Source organism: Flavitalea antarctica, assembly GCF_054461535.1.
The window spans coordinates 1-26,349 of record NZ_JBTLQG010000021.1; the positions used below are offsets into that span (position 1 = coordinate 1).

Here is a 26,349-nt window from a genome sequence, read left to right on the forward strand (position 1 = left end):
GGTCTTACCTTATATATGAACGGCGATCCGGGGCAAATTGACGCTCTTGGAAAAGCTGACGTTTTACCAAACTACTATCACCTCTTTACTCCAAAAGCAAACGGCAATCCTGAAATGATTGTTGTATTTAACCATGGGGGAACCAATACTAACCAGGGAGAAGAACTGATGCGTGATTTTTCTGGTCGTTCACATGAAGGTTCCCAGTGCTGGGTGTCTCCACGATATGAACTGGCAGATAGGTACCAGAGGATAAGCACCGGCGACTTTGCCGACTCGCTGATTCCAATGAATCCAACAACAAATGCAGCTGCAAGAACTACGCTGAATTCAGCAGTTAATCCGAACAGTTATCTTGACAGGGATTACCGCATGAAAGCAACTATCCAATGGGATTATGAAATGAGCATTGGCCTTGCAGCTTTGCAGTCTACCGGTTTTGTACCATTTATTTACAGAACATGGGCGGCGAATGTAACAATCAACGGGGTAAATTATATCACCTACAATACCGATGGTTCGAATTCAGGATATGTGTTCAGGAAATTTGTAAGGAATTATGCAGGACAAGGGCGTAGTGATGGTGATTTCGCCTGGCCTGTTGTCAGGCTCGCAGATGTTTTCCTGATGTATGCTGAAGCTACCAACGAAGTATCAGGTCCCCAGGCAGATGCTATTGCATTGGTTAACCGCGTTCGTCGCCGTGGAAATCTGCCACCATTGGGTGCTTCGAAAATTGCGAGCAAACAAGCGTTTTTTGATGCTATTGAGCAGGAAAGAATTATTGAGCTGGTTGGTGAAGGACATCGTGGATTTGACCTGAGGAGGTGGAGAGCAATTGAAAGAGTATGGGGGCCTCCGGGAAGTGCTGGTGTCTGGAGAATTGATACCTGGGGTGCAAATCAGCAGCGCTACTACCAGAACACGATAGACAGGGTGTATGAGCAAAATTATATCTTCCGGATTCCGGAGAGCGAGAGAAACCGCAATCCAAACCTGACTCAAAACATTCCCTGGAGATAATCTGAATACCTGAAAAAATAAAGAACATGAAATTCAAATTAAAAAATATAAGCTTATTGTTTGCCGGTATACTGGCAATAACAGTTTGGTCAGCATGTAAAAAAGACTACCCGGTAGATGAAGATGGCCTTCTTATCACCACTCGTACGGAATGTTATGTAAGCAATTTTGAGTTGCTGGGTACTGATTTCGTAACGGTGAGAACAAAAGCTGCCGTGATTGACACTTTAGCCCAGACCATACGTGTCGAGGTCTTTAACGGAACAGATCTGAAGAATCTTTATCCCCAATTTTCATTGGTTACTGATGCAAAACTTGATCCGAAGATTACCGGCAAAGTTGATTTCTCTGACCTTGCCAGTCCAAAAGTGTGGACTGTGGTAAGTGGTAACCGGGAGATTCGCAAACCATACACGGTTTATATAACTGTTCAACCGAGATAGACAATTCACCATTTAAAAAAACAACGTGATGCTACGTAGAACCATATCATTTAAATATACATCTCTTGTGATGGTATTTGCGCTAATTCTCTCTGGTTGCAAAAAGGAGGATTATGCTTTACCTACTGCTCAAAGCGGTTTGCAAGTCGACGCTTTAAAAAGATCGCTCGGTCCCAACATGGTTGGTCAGCAGCTTGAGTTTGCTTTTGCTATGGCAATTTTGCCTCAACAGGGAAAGCTTGCCAGTGCACAGGTGGAAGCTACCATAGCCGGAGCTACCGGCACATATCTTGAGAACAATTCTTATTACACGGATAATACCGGAACAGACAGGCCGGTAAATATCGGGTCAGCATCTGTCACCAATGGCAATGTCACAAGCGTGACTTATGCCAAAGACACCGCGGCTGCAACGCTCAGATATTTCTATGTGATACCCGAAGCAGCCCGGGGGCAGACAGTTTCCTTCAAATTCACAGCTACAGCCACTACCGGTGAAACAAAAACTTTCAACCTGGGGCCATACACCATTTCGAGAATGGACATGGTGAGGAATCTTACAGTAAGTAATAATAATGTTGCTTACATTTCGATTGAGAACATGGCGGTTTATAACAGTGCGAATGCTGCAGCCAATGCATCAAAGATCGACATCGTTTATCTGTTCCGGAACATTACAACAAGTCCCTTCAACCATGCATTGGTTTCACCGGCAGCGGATCCTGTTTATTTACCCGGAGTTACACTACCAGCTGGTGTAAACAGGAGCACAAAAATGTTAAAGGTGTTCAATCTCCAGGATTATAATCTCGCACCAAATACACAGTTTGGAATATATATTGATGATCGGGATTTCCAGGAAATTGATCTTTCTACTTCGCCTAACTATGCAATAAATCTGCGGGCTGAAGCAGGCGTATGGGTTGAAACAGCAGACGGAAAATACCGGGCTTATGTTTACCTCAATTCAGTGAATGCAGCAGGCTCGGCAGTGATCAGTATTAAACGATATACGCTTTAGTGAAGCCATGGTTTATTCGAAAAACTTTCACGGCATAGTTTGCGCCCGATAATTATTATCTTTCCGGGCGCAGTATGAATGTCTTATCATTCGTGGAGCGGTAAACAGGATTCCAAAGGGACTGTTTACCGCTTTATGATTTCTCAACGATTATCACTTGTATATGAACAAAGCGATTGCTTTTTGCCTATTGTTATTCCTTGGTAACCTATACACAGAGCAAGGTTTTGCACAGGCTTTTATTCATCCGGGCATAGATCAGAATGCGAGTGATCTTGCTTTGATGAAAAAGAAAGTGCAGGCAGGGGAGGAGCCTTACAGGTCCGCATTCAACCGGTTGAAAGCAGCATCAGATACTGTCTTTATTGTCACCCCGCATACCCATGTTTTACGTGGCCCTTATGGGAAGCCAAATATTGGTGGCGATGATCTCGCCCGAAGCGCATCGATGGCCTATAATTATGCGTTGATGTGGTATATTACCAGTGATAAAAAATATGCTCAGAAAGCAATCGGGATCCTGAATGCCTGGTCACCGGTATTATGGGACTTTGATTACAATGATGCCAAACTCCTGGCAGCATGGACGGGTCATCAACTTTGCAATGCCGCTGAAATACTTCGTTACACAGATGCCGGCTGGCAACAAAAGGATATTGATACTTTCACAAACATGTTGCTGACAGCTTACTATCCTCTTTTCCGTTTTTATTATCCGCAGGCAAACGGCAACTGGGATGGTGCGATCATCCACTCGATTCTTGCTATTGCGGTATTTACGGACAACCGGAAGATGTTTAATAATGCGGTGGAACATTACCTCTATGGTCCAGTTAACGGAAGCGTTTTTAAGTATGTTTATCCAAGTGGTCAGTGCCAGGAAAGTACCCGCGACCAGGCGCATGTTCAACTCGGCCTGGGCGAGTTTGCCGGTGCGGCCCAGATTGCATTTACCCAGGGAAAAGATCTTTTGTCTGCCGGTGACAACCGCCTGGCACTGGGGTTCGAGTACACAGCCAAATTCCTGATGGGTGAAAAGCCTCATTCATATGGACCGATTTCCGAAAGAGCGAAGGCCCTTCGGGATGATTATGAATATGTTTATCGTCATTATACTGCCAGGGGAATCGAAATGCCATATACCAAAATGGCTGCTGATTCGGTACGTTCGCGCAGCTCGAGAAGCACTCTCACCGCTGTAAGAAGTGACTATGGTAGCCAGGCCAGGGTACAGCCCGCATTGAAGCCGGTGGGTATTGGCTATATAGCCGGCGCACAGGTTTATAAACCCGGAACCGTTAAACCGGATGCAATAATAGTTCAACCCGGTGAACCTGTTCAGGCTGCGCTTAACCAGTCGGCAGGTACAGGGAAGTGGGTGCTGCTCAAGGCTGGCATTCACAAAATACCGGCAACATTGAAACTGCCTTCCGGGATAACCCTGGCGGGGGAAGGCATAGAAACGGTACTCTTTCTTGATCCCGCAGCCGAGGGAATGCGTGATGCTATGGTCAACGCGGAAAATGATATGCATGATGTTACGATCCGCGACCTGAAAATTGAGGGATCGAACCGCACGGAAGTGCACAGTGACCCGAACAGCACAAGATCCTATCGCGGGAATTACAATAGGGGCGGAATCATTCTGCGTGCGTTGAAGGAGGGCCAGATGAAAAACATCAACGTCATTAATGTAAGCTTGCTCAACTGCACATACAACGGCCTGTTCATAAGTGGAGCAAGCAACGTAACCATACAGACCAGCGATCTGTCAGAAAACGGTGGGAGTGTTGTTCCGGGTCCCCGGCTCCAGCACAACATATTACTAACCCACTGTGATAACGTAAAAGTAAACAACAGCCGGCTTGGTACTTCGCCTTTCGGGAGTGGGATCTCTGTTGCTCATTGCAAAAATGTTCAGATCAACAACAATGAAATTGCCCGTAATGCATACTATGGCATCCAGATTGCCGAGAGCAGTGATATTACCGTTTCCGGCAACCTGGTGGAAGGAAATGACAGCAGTGGTGTGATGGTTGAGTTTTTATCACAAGGCTCCGTGGGTATAACAGTTAACAATAACCGAATTCAATACAATGGCCGCTACGGCCTTGAAGCTTACTCAACAAAAGAGTTGAAAAACACCGCAAACGTCTTTATACAGAATAAAGAAGGTGAAGCCCAGATAAAGAGCTCACGTATCATCGTAATGGAATAAGGGGGGAAGAAGTTTTGAGTTATGAGTTATGGGTTATGAGTAAGTGATGAGTTAGATGAATTTTTAGTTGACAAATGCGACGGATATATGGTGATTGGTGAACTGAGAAAGTGATTGTTATTTATTTTTAGTGACCGTAGTTACCAAAGACGTGAATACCAGGTTATTTGCCTGCAAAATTTCATCGTTATTTATGGTATGCCCCATGTTTTCATAGACTTTAGTGGTTAAGGATGCGCTCATTTCCGTGAGGATATTGGCGGTTGCGTAAACACGCTCCACCGGTACATGTGGATCAGGATTGCTGGTACCAATAAAGACCGGTGTGTTTTCGAAATTTCCTGAGTAAGCAGCACGATCAATTTTGTCGCCGATTAATCCGCCGGTATATGCAACAATTCCGCCATACCTGGTTGCATTGCGGGTTACATATTCCAGGGTAAGACAAGCGCCCTGCGAAAAACCAAGAAAATAGATAGATGATTTTGGTATACCGGCAGTTACGATATCATTTACGGTTTCGTTTATCAGATTAAGTGCTGAACTGAGCCATGGCTCATTCAGTGATTTTGGAGCCAGGAATGACTGCGGGTACCAGGTATTGTTTGTTGCTTCGGGGGCGAGAAGTGCAAAATCTGATACTGCAAGATATTTAGACAGACCGAGTATATCAGTTGCGTCAGCGCCGCGGCCATGGATCATGATCAGGGCTTTTTTTGCCTCTGACAATTGCTTACCTCCTGTTATTATCGTTTTCTTATGCATTGTTTCAATTTAAAAGTATTAATGTTTAAATGTGGCAGCTATACATTTGTTATTGTTGCAGGCACATTATTAGTGTCTCATGCACTGTGCTATTGCCTTATGTACTATGTTATTGCCTTATGTACTGTGTTATTGTCTCATGCACTGTGTTATTGTAACATGCACTGAGTTATTGTGCCATGCACTGAGTCATTGTTTCAGGCACATTATTAGTATCTCATGCACATCTTTATTGTCTCATGCACATCTTTATTGTCTATTGCACATCATTATTGTCTCATGCCCATTGTTAATGCCCCATGCACATGATTATTGTCTGGACCGATCGCCTGATTTATTGACCTGCTAACCCGACTTATCCTTATCTGAATAAGTTCGCATCGAAGTTTACAGATGGAAGTACAGCTTCTATGGCCGTGCGTTCTTCTTCAAACTGAGCCGGAAGTTTCAGATTCTTTCCCAGTTCCTGGTCCGATTCATCAACGAGAAAGCCCGGGCCCGCTGTGGCGATCTCAAAAAGCACTCCGCCCGGTTCACGAAAATAAATAGAAGAAAAATAGTTTCGGTCCCGCACAGGGGTTACATCAACATTAAGATTAACAAGACGCTCCCGTAACAAAGCCTGGGTGCCCAGGTCAGGCGTGCAGAACGCCACGTGGTCTATTGTCCCACTGCCTTTGAGACCTTTTAAGGCTTCAGGCACGCAGACCACATCAACATAATTTCCCGGATGGTCCGTGGCCGCAAAACGAAACCTATTGCCTTCCTGGGTAAGGAACTTATGATCCAGTTGTTCAGTAAGCACAGCACCTGTTCTTTCGTAGCCATCCTGCCAGATCTCAACATTATAAAAACCTTTGAGGCTATGTTCAACCGGGATAATGCCGTTTGTATAACCCAACCTTGTATCGCGGTCATTAAATACGAGTTCCAGTCCAAGTCCGTCACCATCTTCCAGGTAGATCACAACTTCTGACCGGAAGCGCTCTACCGGTTGCTTATACGGTATGTTGAAACGTTTAAATCTCTCTTCCCAGAAACCCAGTGAATGTATGTTCACCGAAAAGGTGGTCGTATTCAACATCCCTTTTCCATGCCTGCCCGGGACCAATCCCTGGTAAGGAAAAAATGTTAAGATAGTGCCGGGTGATCCCTGGGCATCACCATAGTAAAAGTGATATACCTGGCGGGCATCGAAATTGACGGTTTTCTTTATCATCCGCAATCCAAGTATGCCAGCATAAAAATCAATATTTTTCGCTGCGTCAGATGCAACTGCCGTTACATGATGAATACCGGTTACCAGCTTTTCCATGGAAATAATTTATGAATGAACTGAATACTATTTATAGCTGAATGAACTGAATACTATTTATAGCTGATTGAACTGAATGCTATTTATAGCTGAATGAACTGAATGCTATTTATAGCCGAATGAACTGAATGCCGATTACAGCTGAATGAACTGATTACTATTTACAGCACAGGCAGCATGCTTTCAATTTTTTCTCTTGCTCCTTCGTATTGTTTTGGCAGGCGCAGACCTGTTCCCAATTTGTCAAGCGGCTCATCAATGGTGAATCCCGGATTGTCAGTCGCTATTTCAAACAACACTCCGCCCGGCTCCCTGAAATAGAGTGAAAAGAAATAATCCCGGTCGATCTTTGGCGTTATTCCGAGCCCTTTTGAAAGCACCTTTTCACGATACTGCATCAGGATTTCATCATTCTCAACCCGAAAGGCGATGTGGTGATTTGTTCCTCCTGCATTTATACCTGCGGGTTCGGAAGGAGAAGCATACAAATCAACAATAGATGCATTTTCAACGGCATCTGTTATGTAACGGTACCGGTTTCCTTCCTGCGAGAACAATGTATAACCAAGGATACCTGTTAAGATTTCAGCTGTAGGTTCAACACGTTGAAGTGTGAGAACGATATTGTGAAAACCTTTAGTAGCAACATTGGCTTTTACATCACCTGACTCCCATGGTTGGCGGCTGTCAGTGTTTTTTGGAACCACCAGTCTCAGTTTTAAGCCGTCCGGATCCCGGAAAGGTAAAAACTGCTCGCCGAAACTTTCCTCAATTGGGTCTGTTTTTACTTTATATTTTTTAAACCTTTCCTGCCAGAACTCCAGGCTGCCGACGGGAACAGAATAACCTATATCTGTTGCCATGCCTGTGCCTGCACGTCCCTGGCGTATACCCTCCCAGGGAAAGAAGGTCAGGATCGTTCCGGGGGTACCCTTTTCGTTTCCGTAATAAAAATGATAGGTGCCCGGATCATCAAAGTTGACCGTTTTCTTGACCAGCCTCAAACCCATGACTTCTGTGTAAAAATCAAAATTCCGTTTTGCATTCCCTGCAATGGCTGTGATGTGATGTAAGCCTTTTATCCTGTTGTTCATATTTGTATTTTTTACTCCACAAATATCACATTACCCCCAGTGCCGGCCATTGAACTGGATTAAGAAATATGGTAGTTATCCGGGGAGTTGCTGTAGATGTTATTTCTTCGCCATTTTGGTCCGGATCTTACTAAGGAACTCCGGGGAGATGCCGAGGTAAGAAGCTATATAATGTTGGGCCACCCTCTGGGGGATGTCAGGATAATGCTTTAGAAAGTCGAGGTATCGATCCTGCGCCGGCCAGGCTATTGTGCGAAACAACCTGTTTTGCAGAACAGATAAGTGTCGCTGGATCAGGATGCGGAAAAATCTTTCGAAAGCAGGTACTTGTTGAAGAAGCAGTTCTTTTGTTCCCGGGTTCAATACCAGGATCTCGCAATCCTCAAGTGTCTCAATAAACATATTGGATGGTTGATGATCATGGAAGCTGCTGATGTCGCTAACCCACCAGTCTTCGACGGCAAATTGCATGGTCAATTCATAACCGTTTTCATCCAAATAGTAACTCCGGATACAGCCTTTGTTTATATAAGCCTCAAAATTGCAGATCTCCCCTTCCTGCAAAAGCATTGTTTTCTTTGGATATGATTTTGGCTGCAGCAATGTATTGAATACCTCCAGGTCCGCATTGGAGAAGGAGGCGCAAAGTGAAACATGTGCATTGATCTTTTCAAACATATTTAAAGATAGGGCTGGTTTGCATTAATGATGTTACAAGAAACGAAGCAGCTGAACGAATTGGCATGCCAACTTCAGTGAAGATTTGCATACTTATATCTGACAGTCACTTTCTCTTCTTCCAGGTCAAGCAGACTTTGTTGTTTGCGTATAAGCTCTTCCTCAATTTCAGGATGACTGTTAAAATCTGCCAGCCACAAACGTTGCTTCGCCAGGAGATCAAGATAAACATCAGCAAAGGCTTCCTTTTCCACCAGCTCGGGCTCGTCGTGTGGCTGTGCATCGTGTTCCAGTTTCTGAATCAATATCTGCACGCCTGGCGTTCCGAGTATTTGTTCACCATAGGTCTGACGCAGGTATTCGATACTCTTTGTTGCGATTTTTTTCCGGACAAGTTCCTCCTGTTGGTGTTCCGTTAGTTCAGGCTTTGCGGGATCGGTTAATTTTAACCATCTCACAAGCAGGGGTAATGTTAAACCCTGAACTACCAGCGTCAGCAGTATAACCACAAAGGTGATGAATAATATCAGGTGCCTTTGAGGAAATGCCGCACCCGAACTATCGAATATTGGTATGGAAAGTGCAGCTGCCAGCGAAACTACGCCCCGCATACCCGCCCAGCCTAACACAAGAGGACCTTTCCAGCCGGGATTTCTTATTTGTGTTTTTATATAGCGGCTTGCAAAAATTGTAAACAAAGATGTTCCCATGGCGCAGGCAATCCGCGTAATTATCAATACTCCCGTTATGACCAGGCTATAATAAATCGCTGTCTCAATACTCGTATTACCCAAACCTTCTTTAATGACGGGAAGTTCAAGGCCTATAATGATAAATACAAGTCCATTAAAAATAAAACCCAGTGTTGACCACACATTGGCCCCGGACAACCGGCTTCGATGACTGAGAAAAAGATGTTTGCGCGAAGAAAGAAATAATCCCCCGGATACCACTGCCAGCACACCTGAAAATTTAAAGTGTTCCGCCACGATGTACATTACGTACGGCGCAGTAAGCGTAAGCACTGTATCAATATTTGGAGTAGTAGGCAGCCACCGGTGTGCTACATAATAGATCATCCCGATTATTAAACCGATAACAATACCCATGACTATTACGACAGGAAAGTCTACCACTGCCTTACCCAGTATAAACTGGCCGGTGTTTACCGCCACTAAAGCAAAACGAAAAATAATTAAACTTGACGCATCATTAAGCAGGCTCTCACCTTCAATGATCGCAGCTATCGTTTTTGGGATCTTAACATATTTAAGTACAGAAGTAGCGGAAACGGCATCAGGCGGAGAGATGATGCCACCTAACAAAAAGCCCAGGGCCATTGTAAAGCCCGGTATCAGGTTGCTGGACACCACTGCAATTACAAAAGAAGTAAAAATTACCACCAGGAAGGCAAATGTGCTGATCACCCGTCTCCATTTCCAAAGATCTTTCCATGAAGTGTACCAGGCTGCTTCGAATAATAACGGTGGGAGGAAGATAAAAAAAATCAGATCAGGATCAATATTTATGACCGGCATGCCTGGTATTATGCTAATAATCAAACCCGCAACAACCAGCAGGATAGGATAAGCGATTTTCAGTTTCTCGGCAATCATTACCATTGCGATGATGAGGACGGCGATTACCAGGAAAAACACTATGTTATCAGTCATCGTTCAGGTTTACTGTTAAATGATTATCCAGCTGCCAATCGCCTGCACATACCGTGAATTCAGAAGCATAAATTTACAATCATCGTAAAGAAGTTTCCTTTGGTTGATTTCAAATATAGCCAATAAGATTAATTGCATTTGCCCGGGTAAATCAACACGGAACCGGGCGGACTGCAGTTGATTCAGTGCCTGCGTTCAGAGTAGATTAGTTATCCTCCTGACAATGCTGGTCTTTGGACGGTTTTGTTTTCACCGCGTAAAAGAGAGATTGCCCCTGCCAGGAACACAAGGCACGAAACCACGCGGTATGCCATCTGCATACCTTCAACCTGTGCGATCTTTGATAGAGGATCAGTGTCAGTGCTGATAGCATATGAATTCCTGGAGGTATACCATACTGCTGCTCCCAGGGCTATTCCGAAAACCAGTCCAAGGTTACGCATAAATGCGACCAGGCTACTGGCAACTCCCCGTTCTGATGCAGGCGCTGCATTTAAGGCGGAGCTGCTGTTGGGCGACTGAAACAAGCCAAAGCCAAGGCTAAGCATAGACAGTCGCCATACTACATCTGCAGAGGTCCAGTCTGCCTGCAGGCCGGAAAGAAACAAATATCCTGTTGCAGTGATCAGCAGGCCCAGGCTTGCTATCCACCTTGTGCTGATTTTGTCTGACAGGTAGCCACCGACAGGCGCTGCGATACTTAAGGTTAATGGGCCCGCCAGCATGACCAGCCCGGCATCCTGGGGGCTCAGGTCCAGGATCATTTGCAGGTAAAAGGGTATCACAAAAATGTTGGCACCATTGGCGATAAAACCCAACCCGGCGGTCATCAATGATATGCGGAGAGGCTTAATGCTGAAAAGGCTGAGTTTTAACATTGGGGCAGTGGCCACTTTCTCCCAGAAGATAAAACTGGTAAGCATGATAATTCCCGTCGTGATCAGGATGATCACGATCATACTGTTCCAGGGATAAATATTTTCTGCACCAAGATCAACACCGATAAGCAGTGCGGTTACTCCGGAAAAAAACAAGGCCGCTCCTTTCAGATCAAACTTTTGCCTGTGAGTAACCGAAGTTCCAGGTAACAACCGGTATGCGCGCCATATCGCTATCAGCCCTATAGGTATATTCACATAAAAAATGCTTGTCCATCCAAAATGTTCCAGCAGCAGTCCACCTGCAACCGGGCCCGTACTACTACCTGCAGCCACAACGGTGCCCATAAGGCCAAGCGCTTTGCCTCTTTCATTTGGCTGAAAGGCATCACCTACAATAGCAGGTCCGATGGCAAACATCATGGAAGCACCAAGCCCCTGGACAACGCGGAAACAAACTAATGACCATATATCCCACGACAGGGCACATAACAGTGAGCCGATAACAAACACGGAGAAGCCGAGAATGTATATTCGTTTCCTGCCATACATATCAGATAAGCGACCCATAATAAGCAGCGTACTCGTCGTCACGATCAGGTAACTTAAAACGATCCACTCCACATTATCACCAGCTGCCAGTGACCTCCGGATGGTAGGCAACGCAATATTGACGATACTGCTGTCGAGGGTTGCCATGAAAGTGCCGAAAGCCACAGTAAACAGTATTGCCCATTTCCCCGCGGGCTTTTTAACGGGAAGTTTCACCGGTTCAGACAAATTTGTTGTTTTATGATTGGGGAGATGAACCTAAAATCACATGCCATCCGTCATCCCGGAAAACTTATTTTACCCATCGATACATTCGGGATACCGTTTCTTCCCTTTCCGAAACTTACGGATCCGCCGCAAATCATTTCGTTGGCAAGGACCGCAAACAAAACGGCTTCCTTTGCATCGGGATTAATGCTTAGTTCAGCTGTACTTTTAAAATCAGAGCCGGGAAGAAGTTCTGCGAGATTTTTGATCAGCAGCGGATTATGCATGCCACCACCACTTACAAAAAAACGGAACTTTTCACCCGTACCCGTGACTGATTTCACTGCCTCGGCAATAGTTTCGGCAGAAAACCGGTTCAGGGTGGCCATCAGATCTTCGGTTGAGAGGTTTGGGGTACCTGCACGCTCCTGTGCATCCCGCAGATATGAGATATTAAACAATTCGGGTCCCGTGGTCTTGGGAAAAGGCTGGTCAAAAAAAGTGTTCTGTTTCAATTGCCAAAGCAGGCCGCCTTGTACTTTGCCCCGGGCAGCAATAGCTGCGTTCTCATCGAAATATTTTCCCGGAAAAGAAGTTCTCGTGAGTGCGTCCATTAGTGTATTCCCAGGGCCTGTATCAGAACAGAACACCCGGTCAGCATCAAGATCGCCGGGAAGGAAGGTAAAGTTGGCAATGCCGCCTATATTAAGCATGATCCGGTTCTCACCCGGGGAAGAAAAAATGAGATAATCCCCATAAGCCGCGAGCGGAGCTCCTTCACCACCGGCTGCAATGTGTTTTTGACGGAAGTCGCTGATGGTTATTATCCCCGTGTCAACAGCCATGTGATCACCATCGCCCAGCTGAAGTGTGGCATTACCGAATTTCTGATGCCGGTGAAGCGACTTCGGTGCATGAAATATGGTTTGCCCATGGCTGGCAATAAGATCCACATCCGTCGGCCCGAGGTTCCATTCACTCAGGCAGGAGAGGATAATGGCAGCATGTTGCTTCGCGATCCATCCGTTTAATAAGGTAAGTTTTTCGAGATCCGCATCACGTCTTGAGAACACCGAACTGATCTCCTTTTTATATTCTTCATCATACGGAACGGTAGCAAACCGAAGCAGGTTTATTGCTGTATCCATCCCGGTACCAGAAAATTCACAAAGCGCTACGTCAAGTCCATCCACAGATGTACCGGACATCAGGCCAATTACAATTCGTTTCTGCTTATTGGCTATTTTATATAATCTTTTGATATTCTCGTTCATGCGCTAAGATAAAATTATTCAAAATAGTTATTGTTTCAGGAGCATATTCCAGTAAATTGCTTTTAAGATATGACATGTCCTGATGTCCGTACTATATCCGATAGCTCCAGCCAATTGAACAGTTCTTTACCTAAGGGTTCAAACATAAATAACTAAAACAACTGCAAATGAAAAAAATCTCCTGGCCTGGCCGGAAAGGTAAGTTTTTACCGTTCGTCCTGCTGCTACAACTCGTTTCGTTTATTGGGCTGGCACAAACAAAAATAACGGGAAAGATCACCGGCCCGGGTGATGCTCCGTTGCCCGCAATATCGGTACAGATTGCAAATGCCGGTGCCGGCACTTCGTCTGATGCAAATGGTAATTACAGTCTTGATGTTGATCAGCGTGAAGGTAAGATCACTCTTAATTACACCGGTGTAGGCTTTAAGCCGCAAAGTAAAACAGTTGATGTTGCCGGTTCCACACTGACGGTAAATGTTCAGATGACTGAAGATGTACTGATGCTCAATGATGTGATTGTTACCGGTAACGCCGTGGCCACGTCGAAAAGAAAGCTGGCCAATGCGGTGTCTACCGTATCGGCACGTGATATACAGTATAGTGCTTCAACAGGAATAGATGGAGCTTTACAGGGTAAGGTGGCAGGTGCCCAGATCACGCAAAATTCAGGTAACCCTGCAGGTGGCATCAGTGTAAGATTACGGGGACCAAGCACTATTGTGGGTTCTTCTGATCCATTGTATATAGTGGATGGTGTGATCGTAAATAACGATTCGAGAGAACTGATTGACCTGGGTGGATATACACAGAACCGCCTGGTGGACATTAACCCTGCGGATATTGAACGTGTTGAAATAATTAAAGGAGCAGCCGCCGCCGCCATCTACGGATCGAGGGCCAATAACGGCGTTGTCCAGATCTTTACCAAAAGGGGCAGGTCAGGCGCTCCACAGGTTTCTTTTTCGACCCAGTTTAAAACTAACAGCGTACGGAAAAAATTACCTCACAACGAATATCCTTTCCGCTTCAATAATGCTGTTGTAACGGACCTGACTCAAACTGCGGTTACCCGTTATGATTACCAGGATGATATTTTTAGCACCGGCATCGGTACTGATAACAACCTGGCGGTTTCCGGTGGTACTGAAACAACCAAATATTACCTGGCGGGATCTGCCTTATATAACGAAGGAATTATCAAGAACACAAATTTCGGCCGCTATGGTATCCGGATGAATATTACTCAGAAGTTGAACGATGTACTGACTTTGTCTGCCGGTGCAAACTATGCCTTGAGTAACAGCCGTGAAATACCCAATGGAGGCCTTGTGGAAGCTTACGGCGCACTGACAGGTTTTATCTTCAGTAACAACTTCATAAACCCGGCTCCGGATCCTGTTACCGGCGCTTATCCCTCTACCGCACCTGTTTCAATTTTGCGTAGGACAAATCCACTCGAGGCGATTGAACGTTTCGATTTTCGTCAGCGGGTAAACCGTTTTACAGGTAATGCCCAGTTAAATTACAAGCCGGTTCCCGGCCTTAATCTGGACCTTGTTTTTGGTGTTGACAATTATGGTCAGAACAGTACGGCATATATCCCGCCAAAAAATACAACACCAAGTTATGATGGTGGCCTGGCTAAGAGAGCTGATGCAAATGTTCTTCAAACAAATACTGATCTTAACATCAGTTATCGTAAAATGGTTAACCAGTGGCTTGAATCTACCACAGGTCTCGGCGGTACCATGCAATATGACCGGACATATACTATCGGAGCAACCGCGCAACAACTGGGTGCTTTCGGGCAGACGATAAACAACGGAACCAGTGTTGCTACTGAATACAGGGCAGAGAGAACTATACTTGGTGGTTTTCTTCAGCAGACCTTTGGTATAGCCGAAAAGATTTATCTTACCGGTGCCGCGAGAATAGATGCTTCATCGGTTTATGGTGTGGATGACCGCTGGCAGTTTTTTCCAAAAGTAAGCGGCTCATATATTCTTTCTGAAGAGACATTCTGGAAAGATTCAAAACTTGGTGAGGTGATTCCCTCTCTTAAACTCCGGGCGGCATGGGGACAGTCGGGTAATCTTACTGCTATTGGTCCGTATGACCGGTTTACTGCGTATACGCCTATCAGTTATGGAGGCAGTGCCGGTTACGTTTCACCTGCACAACTTGGAAATTTCAGCGTACAACCTGAGCGCCAGACTGAACTGGAAATAGGTGCGGATCTGAGTCTGCTGAACGACCGTGTTTCTGTGGAATTCACCTACTTCAACAAAGATGTGGATGAACTTATTCTCAACAGGACCTTATCTCCCAGTACCGGATTTAATAACCGCTTTCTTAATATAGGTACCATGACCAACAAAGGTTATGAAGCGATGATCAGGGCGGTACCCATCCAAAATAAATCTTTTACATGGGTTTCTACATTAAGTTATACGCATAACAAAAATGTAATTAATGGAGTAGAAGGTAATGGTGTCTTGCCTTTTGCCGGTGGTTTTGGCCAGGTAGCAGCCGTAAACGGTTATCCTCTTGGAGCATTTTACGCAACGTTTTATGCAAGAGATAAAGACGGCGGATACCTGTTAACGCCGGGTGGCCTTCCACAGCGCGAAAGAGGAGTGCAGGGTCCCAACGGTACATACACTGCCGGGCGGGATGCAGCAGGGCAGCCAAGCGGAGCGATCCTCAGTAAAGTTATCGGCGACCCGAATCCTAAACATATTGTTGCTTTCATAAATGATTTCAATATCGGCAAATTTAATGTCAGGATGCAACTGGATGGAATGCTTGGTTTCGATGTATTCAACTTCACCAAACGGGTGGGTGACAATGCAAATTATGGAGGATTGAAGGGATATGAAGCTGAACTGAAAGGCGAAGTACCTAAAGGAACCAGCGCTGCCGAATTTTCGATCTTCGAACATTGGATCGAGAAAGGTGATTTTGTCAAACTGCGCGAGCTTTCAGTGTCTTATCTGCTCGTACCAAAAGCAAAAGGTTTCAGGGATCTCAGGCTTACACTGGCAGGCAGAAACCTTGTATCGTTCGATGACTACAGCGGATATGATCCTGAAGTAAATGCTGCCGGGCAATCAAATGCAGTCAGGGGTTTTGATTTTGTGGAAGTGCCTTTGCCAAGAACTTTCCTGATCGGTATAAGCGTAAATTTTTAATCCTGGTCTCATAAATTTTACAAAATGAAAAAGACATCAATATATACATTTCTCGTTTTGATCATGATGGGATCTGGCTGTGTCAAACTGGACTATGAGAATCCGAACGGGCCGACGGACACACAGATCCTGACCACTCGTGAAGGGATGCTTACCTTATCGATAGGGATGAAGCAATATTATGCCACCAGCGGATTGCAGGCATTGCTGATAAATCCCGGGGTTACATCCCGTGAACTAAAAGGTATCACCACATTCACAAACGTCCTTGAACTCGAAGCCGGCGGAACAGCACTTCCGACATTCAATGGCAATGTACTGGCGCTTTGGAGCAGCATGTTGAGGACGATGGGGATGGCTGATGATCTGTTGAACAATGCAGAGAATGTGCTCGCTTCCGATGTTCCTACAAAAACCGGGGTGATCGCTTTTGCCAGTCTTTTTAAGGCGATGGCGATCAGTGGTCTTGGTACTGCCTTTGAGCAATATCCCATACAAACAGTGGAGGAGGGTGGAGCCACTTTTGTAACCAGGCAGGTGGCATTGGAATCGGCAATTACATTGCTGAACAATGCGGTCACGGCGCTTGCTGCTACTCCACCTTCATCAGAGTTTAACTCCAGGGTCCTGGGAACTGATATAGTGCTCCTTGATTGTATCAATGCGTACCGGGCAAGGATCAATATGATGCTTGGAAAATATGCAGAATCGCTCACAGCAGCTAATCTGGTGAACCTTACCACAAAATCACAGTTTATTTATAATTCCCAAAGTCCGAATCCGGTTTATCAACAGGTGCAGGTGGCAATCAATTACAAGCCGCGGGCTAGTTTCGGTTTGCCATCAACGTTAGTGGAGGCAAACGACGGCAGGCTGAACTTTTATCTTGCGGCTCCCGATGTTGTTGTTGGAGGAGAAACGCTCAAAACGCTGAAAGGTTTTTTTGATGATATTACCAAACCGATTCCGATCTACCTGCCTGATGAAATGAGGTTATTAAAGGCTGAAGCGATACTCAGGAGCGGCGGCGTACTTGCAGATGCACTGGTTCATATAAACCAGGTAAGAACACAAACTACCGGTGATCCTTTCAATGTATATCCAAACCTTCCTGCGTACAGTGGTGCCGTCACCCGGGATGCATTGCTGCAGGAAGTTTACCGTCAGCGTTCAGCTGAATTATTTCTCCAGGGCGTGAGGTTGGAAGATAGCAGGCGCTTTGGCAGACCGGCTCCGCCACTGAATGTTAACCCTGTGCCGGTAAGTTTTGAAAGAAACAGGAACTTTTATCCTTATCCTGACCAGGAACGTCTGACAAATACAAACACGCCGCTGGATCCACAGATCTAAACGTAAAACATAGTTGAACACTTGTCATTGCAGGTCCCTTCTTTTTTTAAGGAAGGGACTTTCCTTAACAGTAATACCTGTCTTATGGCTTTCAAAAATTTCATTGGTGTCGTACTTTTTTTGATGTTCAATACCTTGCTGTCTGCACAGGGCCTCCCGCTGAAAATTGCGGCGCTCCGTGAGGCGGCAAACACGATTGTAGTATTACACAATGAAGGCGAAGTTCTTCCGCTACAACAACTTGATAAAAAAAGGATCGCTACGGTTCACTTTGAGCAGGGGCAGGAGGGGCTGACTGATACCAGGTTTTTTGATAGCATAGCGAAAAAATACTCGGAGGTCAAAGGATTCAACGCAGTCAACACTGCCGATGGGAGTTTATTAAGTGATAGCGCCCTGGGAGTTTTGCATGATCAGCTGAAATTGTTTAACCAGTTGATCGTTACGTTTTCAGGATCATTGTTTCCTGAGTCGCGGATAAATGGATTTATTGAAAAATTAAGGTTAAACCGTAGCCTCGTTTTTATTTATCGTGGGGAGGGTAAAAACCTGGTGGGTTTCGGATCATATACATCACCGCTTATATGGTGCCCTTATATCACCCCGGAAAGCGCTTCTGTTGCTGCCCAAATTTTGTTTGGCGGGATAGCATCAGGTAACAAACTTAGTGAGACATATGGAAAGGGGTTCCGTAAGGGCAAAGGCTCGGCCATCGGTAAAATGAGGCTGGGATACGGAATCCCTGAATCAGTTTCCCTTGATAACGATCTTTTAAAAAATATCGACTCCGTTGTTGAGGCGGGAATAACGGCTCATACTACTCCCGGTGCGGTGATCTTACTGATCAAAGACGGTGTTGTCATTTATGACAGGGCCTATGGTAAACATACATATACGGATACGGTCCATACAAGAGCTGATGATATTTTCGATATGGCTTCAGTAACCAAGGTTACTGCAACGACCCCGGTGATCATGCAGCTATTTGAAAAAAATCAGTTAAACCTTGATACCCCGATCAGCCATTATGTGCAAGTGCTGCAATCCATACCTGATAAAAGGGAACAAACGATCAGGGAAGCTATGTTGCACGAAGCTGGTTTTACACCTTATATCAAATTTTTTGAAAAGTTAACACCGCTTGATCTGAGCTACGAGGGATCGCGGGACTTTCCTGTGCAACTGGCTGATCATTTCTTTCTGCGGAAGAACTATTTTGATGAGGTCATGTGGCCCGTGACATTAAGATCGCCGGTATTAACACGCGGAAAATTTGTATACAGTGACGTAAGTATGTATATGATGAAAGAGGTTGCAGAAAATATAACTCACCGTTCCCTGGATGAATATGTGCTTAATGAGATCTACCTGCCCATTGGAATGAAGTCAACCGGTTTTCTTCCCCGGCAGAGGTTCGATAAGTCGAGAATTGTGCCTACCACTGAAAATGACAACTGGCTGAGAAATATGCGGGTAGTTGGTTTTGTAAACGATCCCGGCGCGGCGATGGCAGGTGGGGTAGAGGGGCATGCCGGTTTATTTTCAACCAGTAACGACCTGGCCATTTACTACCAGATGTTGTTGAACAAAGGCAGTTATGGTGGAAGGAGGTACTTCGAACCCTCAACGGTTGAATTGTTTACTTCGAGGCAATCGAAAGTAACCAACAGGGGACTCGGCTTTGCTAAAGCGCCAGAACCGGTTCTTTCCGATAGCGCATACCCATCACAGTTGGCATTCGGTCATAGTGGTTATACAGGAACTTATGTTTGGGTTGATCCCAGATTTAACCTTGTATATGTCTTTCTTTCCAACCGTGTTTATCCCGACGATGGTAAAACCTGGGGTCCCGCAAAAATTAATATCCGGATGGAGGTACTGAATTTGTTTTATAAAGCGGTAAAAAAGTGATGAGTTATGAGTTATGAGTGATGAGTACTATTCGACGGTCAGATTGTGTTTTCTAAGATCTGCGTTAAGGCGTAAAAGTATCTCGCTTTTTGCAGTTTCCGAATTTGACACATCCGCGCACCAACAAAACGCTTTCAGGGAGAATCCGTTGTCTAATATTTTTGTGATCAGTACCTGCGGATCGCGACCCTGCATGACATATGAGGATTCAGCAATGCTGTTTTTTATTACCGATGAAACCAGCTCCATATCATCCGATCCCCTGATAGCGAGATCAAGCTCAAGCCTGCGCTGATTATTAGACAAAGTCCAGTTCACGATTTGCCGTGACAGGAGATCGCCGTTGGGAATGATTACTTCTGCGCCATCCTGTGTCAGCAGGGTACTTGATCGCAAACCTATTTCCCTCACTTTACCGGTCTTATCACCAATTTCAACCAGGTCACCAATCTGAAGTGGCCTGTCGAATATCAGGATGATCCCGGAAACAAAGTTGCTGACAATATTCTGAAGACCCAGTCCGATACCTACACCAAGGGCTCCTAACACAATAGTGATTTTATCGACCGGTATACCAGACGCCGTAACTGCAAGAAGATATCCCAGGCATAACAGCACCAGCCTCGCAATCAGTAAGCGCGAACGTTGTACTTTGTTTTGCGCGTCTTCATCAGTGCCGGTATCGCCAAAAAAGTATCCGATGTACTTTTGAAGTAAGTGTGCCAGCCAAATGATCATAAAGAATAGCGCTATTCCTCCAAGAGTAAAAGAGGCGCTTCCAAGATGACGGGGCTCTTCCAGAATATTCAAAACTGTTGAATAGGCAGCAGTATATAAATTAAGATTCGTAGTAAGCACAATCAGCCAGAGTACAGCAATAAGAAATTTGATGGGCCGGTTAAAGCTGTTTATTACCTGCCTGTATTCAAATGAAGGTGGTAATCCATTTCTCAACCGGCTTGAGACCATCTGTGACAACACGGTTTCAAGCCAGATCTTGCTGAATACTGCAAGGCCGACTGCCTGCGTAATACCAAATATTGCGGCGTTACTTAAGATCTGGGCAAGGGTATAGCGACCGGCGATATTGCAGAGTATACTTAAGATATGTAACCCATGATGAAAAAAGCCTGCGACGACGAGGAAACGCTTCAGGTGATGACTGGTTCTGATGGAACTGATAAAAGACCTTGCAATCAAAATTGAACTTATATTGAGCAGGATGAGCCAGCATCGCTGAAGAAAGCCTGGTTCAATCGTATGTCCCGTTAATGAAAAGCACAGGAACAGGATGCCCAGTCCCATCCACCGGGTGAAGATTTTGCCCGGCCATTTTCTGTACATCAGGTAGGTGACCACGCACAAAAGCAGGAACTGCATCGTTTCGATATAAGCCGCGGGTGCATACAGATCAAACACAGGTGCTATGCAGAATACGACCACCAGTGCCGAAGGGATCACTCCATATTTCAAATATTCAAATTCATTTCCGCTTAGCTGGTGATCGCCTTTCTTCGACCTCAGGTAACGAATGTTCCTGTTCGCCCATAAATAAAATAAGAACCCCATAAACAAAAGCAGTACGGTTTTATACCAGTTATCCATGAAGTAATAGCTGATCGCTTTTTTTTCGCCTTCGTACACTCTTTCAACAGACCGTTTTGTTTGCTCAGTGATTACTGTTGTATCAGCTTCCCACAGGTAATTATATTCTTTGCTGAAGATCCGTTTTGCTGAGGAGGCTTCCAGGTTTGCGATAGCTTCCAGCAGTTGATTTGTAACAATCGAGTTGGATGAAGTTTGTGTTTGCAGAAAGTTAATCGCTGTCAGGCTTTCCCTCACCTGCCTGGTAGTACCCACGAAGGAGCGGCGCAGATCCCTCAGCTGGGGTCCGAATACCTGGCGCAGGCTGTCAGTACGCATCACCTGGCGCAAAACAGTATCTGTGATAAGTTGACGGAGATCAGATCTAAGTCTTACCATCTTATTTTCGTTGCTATCGAGTAGCTTCCTGTTATTTCTCAGCTCCTTCTGAATATTCTGTAGCAGCGTTTTGAAAACCTGTAGATTTTTAAGATTTAAGGCGGTATTGTTATTGACTACGTTGTCTTTTAGCACTGCAAGTGCACTTGTGTTCTCCTGCAGCTCTCTTTGAATATTAGTGACTGCCGGACCGAGATGACTGTTATTTTCAATATTGTTTACAGCGAGAAATGTTTTTTCGATCTGGAGCTGATAATCGCTGGTGGTAAGTATATTACTATCTGCAAACAGGGAGCTGATCATTCCTCCTCTTCCTCTACCTGAATCTGATCTTCTGAAGGAAGAGTCGTATCGCCTGTATGAAGAATCATATCTTCTGAATGATGAGTCCCTCCTCCGGGATGAATCCGATCGCCAGAAGACCCCATCATTCCTGTCAGACAAAGAATCTGATTGGCGGCGTTGTTCGTTTCCTGTCCTGCGTGGTGAATCCTGCCCCGACAATGAATCTGCTCTTCTGTTATTCCTGCCTGGTTCTCTTTGCGGTGTTTGCTGTGCTAACACGCTGATGTTGATTGATGTTATCAGCAAAATGAAAGCCAGTAACCCATATTGCTTTTTCATGTCTGTGGTATTACGACGGCAAGATAGGTATATGAATTATAAATTTTGAGTTATGAATGATGAGTTTGCAAAGGCACTTTGCTGATAAAGGTTTAGCAAAAAGTCATTTTTATCTTTTTAGTGATTAATCAGCTTTACAGTTTTATTTAATTGCTTATTGTCAGACACATTCACCAACACTATACCTGCACTACCCGGGTGAAGATCAAGCGAGATTGTTTTTGCATCGCTGAACGATCTTCTTGCCAGCACGCTACCGCCGGCTTGCATCACAGTAACAACGGTCTTCTCATCCGATGCGTTTGCCAGTTCTACCCTGATGATATTGTTCAACAGGTAAACTTTTGTTGTGTTCTCAACGCCGGTTGATATCTTCCTTATCCCGGAATAACTGAAGCTGCCCCTGTTGTCAACCTGTTTCAACCGGTAATAGGTGGTGGCTGCGTTATCATTTTTATCAATGAAAGAGTAAGTATTGCTTGTAGTTGAGGAAGATGCGCCCTTGACTGTGCCGATAGCTATCCATGCTAAACCATCCGCACTGCGTTCAACAGAAAAATAATCATTTGAAACTTCAGATGCTGTAACCCACTTCAATCGGGTACCATTGATATCCCTGGTAATATTAAAGCTGAGCATTTTCACCGGAAGCACCAGGGTGGAAACAAATCCTGATGGTGACACTCCGGTTGTAGAATTTGCAAGCCATCCGCCTGTTTTCGTATGATCTTTAGATCCATTGTACTTTATGACCCCGCCCAATGTAATTAATTGGGTGGCATTCCCTCCCACGATTGATCCGCTTCCGAACAACTCGATCGTACTGCCGGAAGCAAGATTGATGTTGGTATTATTTACCATGGTGAGACTTCCAATAATATTGATGTCCGCAACACCAAGGCCGAAGCTGTTTACACCGTTATCAACCGTTACCGCGTAAGAAGCAGGGATGATTACTTTAGTTTTTGGTACACCGTCCGTACGGATCGCCATCGCCCAAACCGTCAGGTCGTTCCAATTACCGTTTTTCTGAGCAGTGTACTGATAATAGGTTTGGGAAAATATAGTTGCTGAACTGATGAGTAAAAGTAGAGTGAAGTAGAGTTTTTTCATGTTGTTACTTTATACTGCCTGGTAGCCAACTAACGTACCGCTTCGTTTTACCGATGTAAACTATTGACAAGTAAACGGTTAACAATATGCCCGAATTGGTAAAATTTCCAACTTTTGGAATGCGATTCCCAGGTCGGTATAATTACGCGTTTGATTCGTAGATTAACGAAGGCTCGCCAGGTGGATTTACAGCGTTCATCACGGGCATCTCTGTGAAAAGCGCTAACGGCTAAGTGCACTGATGACGGTGGCGGGGATAGCAGTAAGTTGTTCCTTAATAAGCCTTATACTTTGCTACGGTTATAGTGCTGATCTCAAAATGGTTTATCTTCCTCCCTTATTCACATACAAGAAAACAAACTGTTCTGAAATGAGAAAAATCTTTACAACGGCAATATTTTGTGCCGCAGTCTGCTACTCTAACGTCTATGCGCAGACCCCGGATTCGGTGATAGTGAACCGTATTGTTGCTGAAGCCACAACCAATTCACAGCTTGAGAACCTCGCCAGGGAACTCATGGATGGAATAGGTCCCCGCCTGGTCGGAACCCCCCAGATGAAACAGGCAAATGACTGGGCGGTCGCGAAGTATGGCACATGGGGTATTAATGCTAAAAATGAAAAATGGGGTGAATGGCGCGGCTGGGAGCGTGGCGTGAGTCATATTGATATGATTTATCCAAGGGTCAAATCCCTTGAGGGTATGCAGCTCGCCTGGAGCCCATCTACCGGTGGTAAAGCAGTGACCGGTGAACTCGTTATTATTCCTGAGCTCGATGATAGCATTGCTTTCCGGAAATGGGTGCCTTCTGTTAAAGGAAAGTTTGTGATGATCTCTATGAATCAGCCGACGGGCAGGCCTGATTATAACTGGGAGGAGTTTGGTACCAAAGAGTCTGTAGAAAAAATGAAAAAGGCACGAGCCGCACAAACGGAAGCCTGGCGCAACCGGATATCAAGGACCGGCTACAATGCCCGCACCTTGCCCGCTGCCCTCGAGCAGGCTGGCGCCATCGGGATAGTAATGTGCAACTGGTCAGCCGGTTTTGGGGTGAATAAGATTTTTGGGGCTAATACTACCAGCGTTCCCACGGTTGATATTTCACTCGAAGATTACGGTCTTTTATACCGCCTCACCGAGTCGGGCATTAAGCCAAAAATAAGTGTAAGAGCTGATTCCAAGGAACTGGGTATCGTGCCGGTTTTCAACACCATTGCTGAGATCAGGGGTTCTGAAAAACCTGATGAGTATGTTATGCTTTCGGCACACTTCGATTCATGGGATGGTGGAACCGGAGCCACTGATAATGGAACAGGGACCCTCACCATGATGGAAGCAATGCGAATATTAAAGAAAATCTACCCCAATCCGAAACGCACTATACTTGTCGGTCATTGGGGCAGTGAAGAACAGGGCCTCAATGGTTCAAGGGCCTTTGTTGAAGATCATCCGGAAATCGTAAGCAAATTGCAGGTTCTGTTCAACCAGGACAATGGAACGGGTAGGGTGGTAAATTTATCTGGCCAGGGTTTTGTGAATTCGTACGATTATCTTGGAAGATGGCTTTCAAAAGTGCCGGCCAACATCCGTAACCAGATTGAAACAAACTTCCCCGGTGTCCCCGGTGCCGGAGGTTCCGACTTCGCTTCGTTTGTGGCGGCAGGAGCACCGGCCTTTTCGCTGAGTTCAACCAGCTGGTCATATGGCAGCTATACCTGGCATACCAACCGGGATACTTATGACAAGATCGTTTTTGACGATGTCCGTAGCAACGCGATACTGACTGCTATACTTGCTTATATGGCCAGTGAAGATCCGGCTACAACCTCGCGTGACAAAAGGGTGCTGGGCACGAATCCACGAACCGGTGAACCATTGAGCTGGCCCAAACAGACCAAAGCCATCAGGAAGGGCGGCGTTAAGTAATCATATTAACGGAGCCTACAAACCTTGTAGATCAGGCCTCCCATGCACGGTTCAGAAATGTTAGCCAGTTTTTGTTCATGATCTTCTCTATATCTTTTTCATTAAAACCCCGCCGGCTCAAAAGGCGGGGTATCTTTTGCAAGTCACTTATAGACTCAAGATCGTAAGGGCATTGTTCTTTTCCGAAAGCACCATCGAGATCTGTGCCTATGCCTATATGATCTGTGTTGCCTGCAATCGTACAAATATGTACCAGGTGATCTATAAGTTTTTCAAGATTGCAACCTGTTGCTTCAGGCGTTGATGATCCCCTTTGCCAGCCGGGTACCATCATCCATGCATCTAATGCCCCACCGATCACCGCATTTTTTTCCACCAATGCGCGGATCATATCGTCACTGAACTGGCGATTGTGATCGACCAGCGCCCGGCAATTGTTGTGGCTTGCCCAAACCGGGCCCTGGTAAATTTCCATGGCATCCCAAAAAGCATCATCACATAAATGCGTCGCGTCCAGGATCATTCCAAGCTTATCCATTTCTGAGATCAGTGCCCTTCCCTGTTTATTCAAATGACCGGTTGCGTCAGTGCCATTAGCATATCGTCCAGGACCATAATGCGCAGGGCCAACTGCCCGAAGCCCATAGTTATAGGCTATGTGCAAATGTTCAATGGTCACCAGGGAATCGGCTCCCTCGAGACTAAGGATGTAGCCGATTTTTTTTGATGAGCCCTTATCATCCTGCCAGTATTGAAGGTGTGCGTTTAATTCGTTGAGGTCCGTTATCATTTGCATCTCACCACAGGCCTCCATGGCTTTGTACCAGGCAAGCTGGGCCTGCGTTTGTGCCCACGCTTGCTCCGGCGAATGCCAGCCCGGCAATGGATTGCCCGGCGCCACATATCTTGCGATCTGGGTCGCAACAACCAGCCCGATATCGCCATCTCTCAAGGCACTCAATGACACCGTACCTTTTCCCCGGTCGGGTTTATCAGTCATTCCTGACTCACTTTGCCTGATCTCATCTACGCTCCATCGCAGATCCCGGTTCCATTCCATTGCATTCATACTTAGATCCAGGTGGGCATCTATGATAAACATAACA

Annotated in this window: 18 protein-coding genes; 8 read left to right on the forward strand and 10 right to left on the reverse strand. The window is 45.4% G+C overall.

What is annotated here, in order from left to right:
- The 4 genes from ACX0G7_RS17420 to ACX0G7_RS17435 form a co-directional block, all read left to right on the forward strand.
- The coding region (locus tag ACX0G7_RS17420; RefSeq protein ID WP_458924791.1) for a RagB/SusD family nutrient uptake outer membrane protein at positions 1 to 1,023 on the forward strand (1,023 nt) is incomplete at its 5' end.
- Positions 1,024 to 1,049: 26 nt separating this feature from the next.
- On the forward strand, positions 1,050 to 1,466 hold the full coding sequence (locus ACX0G7_RS17425) for a hypothetical protein (protein ID WP_458924792.1): 417 nt from the start codon (positions 1,050 to 1,052) through the stop codon (positions 1,464 to 1,466).
- 28 nt (positions 1,467 to 1,494) lie between these two features.
- The gene (locus ACX0G7_RS17430) at positions 1,495 to 2,487 is read left to right on the forward strand and encodes a DUF4466 family protein (protein ID WP_458924793.1); all 993 of its coding nucleotides are present in this window, start codon (positions 1,495 to 1,497) and stop codon (positions 2,485 to 2,487) included.
- Positions 2,488 to 2,650: 163 nt separating this feature from the next.
- Complete coding sequence (locus ACX0G7_RS17435) at positions 2,651 to 4,705, forward strand: alginate lyase family protein (protein ID WP_458924794.1); 2,055 nt, start codon at positions 2,651 to 2,653, stop codon at positions 4,703 to 4,705.
- 117 nt (positions 4,706 to 4,822) lie between these two features.
- On the opposite strand, the gene ACX0G7_RS17440 is transcribed toward ACX0G7_RS17435, so the two are convergent.
- The 7 genes from ACX0G7_RS17440 to ACX0G7_RS17470 form a co-directional block, all read right to left on the reverse strand.
- Positions 4,823 to 5,470: an alpha/beta hydrolase gene (locus ACX0G7_RS17440; RefSeq protein ID WP_458924795.1), complete on the reverse strand. Its 648-nt coding sequence runs from the start codon at positions 5,468 to 5,470 to the stop codon at positions 4,823 to 4,825.
- A gap of 361 nt (positions 5,471 to 5,831) precedes the next feature.
- The gene (locus ACX0G7_RS17445; RefSeq protein ID WP_458924796.1) at positions 5,832 to 6,785 is read right to left on the reverse strand and encodes a VOC family protein; all 954 of its coding nucleotides are present in this window, start codon (positions 6,783 to 6,785) and stop codon (positions 5,832 to 5,834) included.
- 161 nt (positions 6,786 to 6,946) lie between these two features.
- On the reverse strand, positions 6,947 to 7,879 hold the full coding sequence (locus tag ACX0G7_RS17450; RefSeq protein WP_458924797.1) for a ring-cleaving dioxygenase: 933 nt from the start codon (positions 7,877 to 7,879) through the stop codon (positions 6,947 to 6,949).
- A gap of 99 nt (positions 7,880 to 7,978) precedes the next feature.
- The gene (locus tag ACX0G7_RS17455) at positions 7,979 to 8,557 is read right to left on the reverse strand and encodes a Crp/Fnr family transcriptional regulator (protein WP_458924798.1); all 579 of its coding nucleotides are present in this window, start codon (positions 8,555 to 8,557) and stop codon (positions 7,979 to 7,981) included.
- 74 nt (positions 8,558 to 8,631) lie between these two features.
- Positions 8,632 to 10,230 (reverse strand): Na+/H+ antiporter, encoded by a 1,599-nt coding sequence (locus ACX0G7_RS17460; RefSeq protein WP_458924799.1) that lies wholly within the window; start codon positions 10,228 to 10,230, stop codon positions 8,632 to 8,634.
- Between the two features lie 209 nt (positions 10,231 to 10,439).
- The gene (locus ACX0G7_RS17465) at positions 10,440 to 11,888 is read right to left on the reverse strand and encodes an MFS transporter (RefSeq protein WP_458924800.1); all 1,449 of its coding nucleotides are present in this window, start codon (positions 11,886 to 11,888) and stop codon (positions 10,440 to 10,442) included.
- A 50-nt stretch (positions 11,889 to 11,938) separates the two neighbouring features.
- Entirely contained in the window at positions 11,939 to 13,141 is a 1,203-nt protein-coding gene (locus ACX0G7_RS17470; RefSeq protein WP_458924801.1) for an anhydro-N-acetylmuramic acid kinase, read from the reverse strand.
- A 167-nt stretch (positions 13,142 to 13,308) separates the two neighbouring features.
- On the opposite strand from ACX0G7_RS17470, the gene ACX0G7_RS17475 reads away from it, so the two are divergent.
- The 3 genes from ACX0G7_RS17475 (at position 13,309) to ACX0G7_RS17485 (ending at position 19,596) form a co-directional block, all read left to right on the forward strand.
- A complete protein-coding gene (locus ACX0G7_RS17475; RefSeq protein WP_458924802.1) occupies positions 13,309 to 16,335 on the forward strand; it encodes a SusC/RagA family TonB-linked outer membrane protein in 3,027 nt (1,008 codons plus the stop codon).
- A 24-nt stretch (positions 16,336 to 16,359) separates the two neighbouring features.
- Positions 16,360 to 17,685 carry a RagB/SusD family nutrient uptake outer membrane protein gene (locus ACX0G7_RS17480; RefSeq protein WP_458924803.1) on the forward strand — a complete coding sequence of 442 codons (1,326 nt, stop codon included), beginning with the start codon at positions 16,360 to 16,362 and terminating at the stop codon, positions 17,683 to 17,685.
- Positions 17,686 to 17,769: 84 nt separating this feature from the next.
- On the forward strand, positions 17,770 to 19,596 hold the full coding sequence (locus ACX0G7_RS17485; protein ID WP_458924804.1) for a serine hydrolase domain-containing protein: 1,827 nt from the start codon (positions 17,770 to 17,772) through the stop codon (positions 19,594 to 19,596).
- Between the two features lie 27 nt (positions 19,597 to 19,623).
- On the opposite strand, the gene ACX0G7_RS17490 is transcribed toward ACX0G7_RS17485, so the two are convergent.
- Together ACX0G7_RS17490 and ACX0G7_RS17495 are read right to left on the reverse strand one after the other, a co-directional pair.
- On the reverse strand, positions 19,624 to 22,203 hold the full coding sequence (locus ACX0G7_RS17490) for a mechanosensitive ion channel family protein (protein ID WP_458924805.1): 2,580 nt from the start codon (positions 22,201 to 22,203) through the stop codon (positions 19,624 to 19,626).
- Between the two features lie 117 nt (positions 22,204 to 22,320).
- A complete protein-coding gene (locus ACX0G7_RS17495; protein ID WP_458924806.1) occupies positions 22,321 to 23,316 on the reverse strand; it encodes a hypothetical protein in 996 nt (331 codons plus the stop codon).
- A gap of 370 nt (positions 23,317 to 23,686) precedes the next feature.
- On the opposite strand from ACX0G7_RS17495, the gene ACX0G7_RS17500 reads away from it, so the two are divergent.
- Positions 23,687 to 25,243 carry a M20/M25/M40 family metallo-hydrolase gene (locus ACX0G7_RS17500; RefSeq protein ID WP_458924807.1) on the forward strand — a complete coding sequence of 519 codons (1,557 nt, stop codon included), beginning with the start codon at positions 23,687 to 23,689 and terminating at the stop codon, positions 25,241 to 25,243.
- A gap of 31 nt (positions 25,244 to 25,274) precedes the next feature.
- On the opposite strand, the gene ACX0G7_RS17505 is transcribed toward ACX0G7_RS17500, so the two are convergent.
- Complete coding sequence (locus ACX0G7_RS17505; RefSeq protein WP_458924808.1) at positions 25,275 to 26,345, reverse strand: dipeptidase; 1,071 nt, start codon at positions 26,343 to 26,345, stop codon at positions 25,275 to 25,277.
- Positions 26,346 to 26,349: the final 4 nt, after the last annotated feature.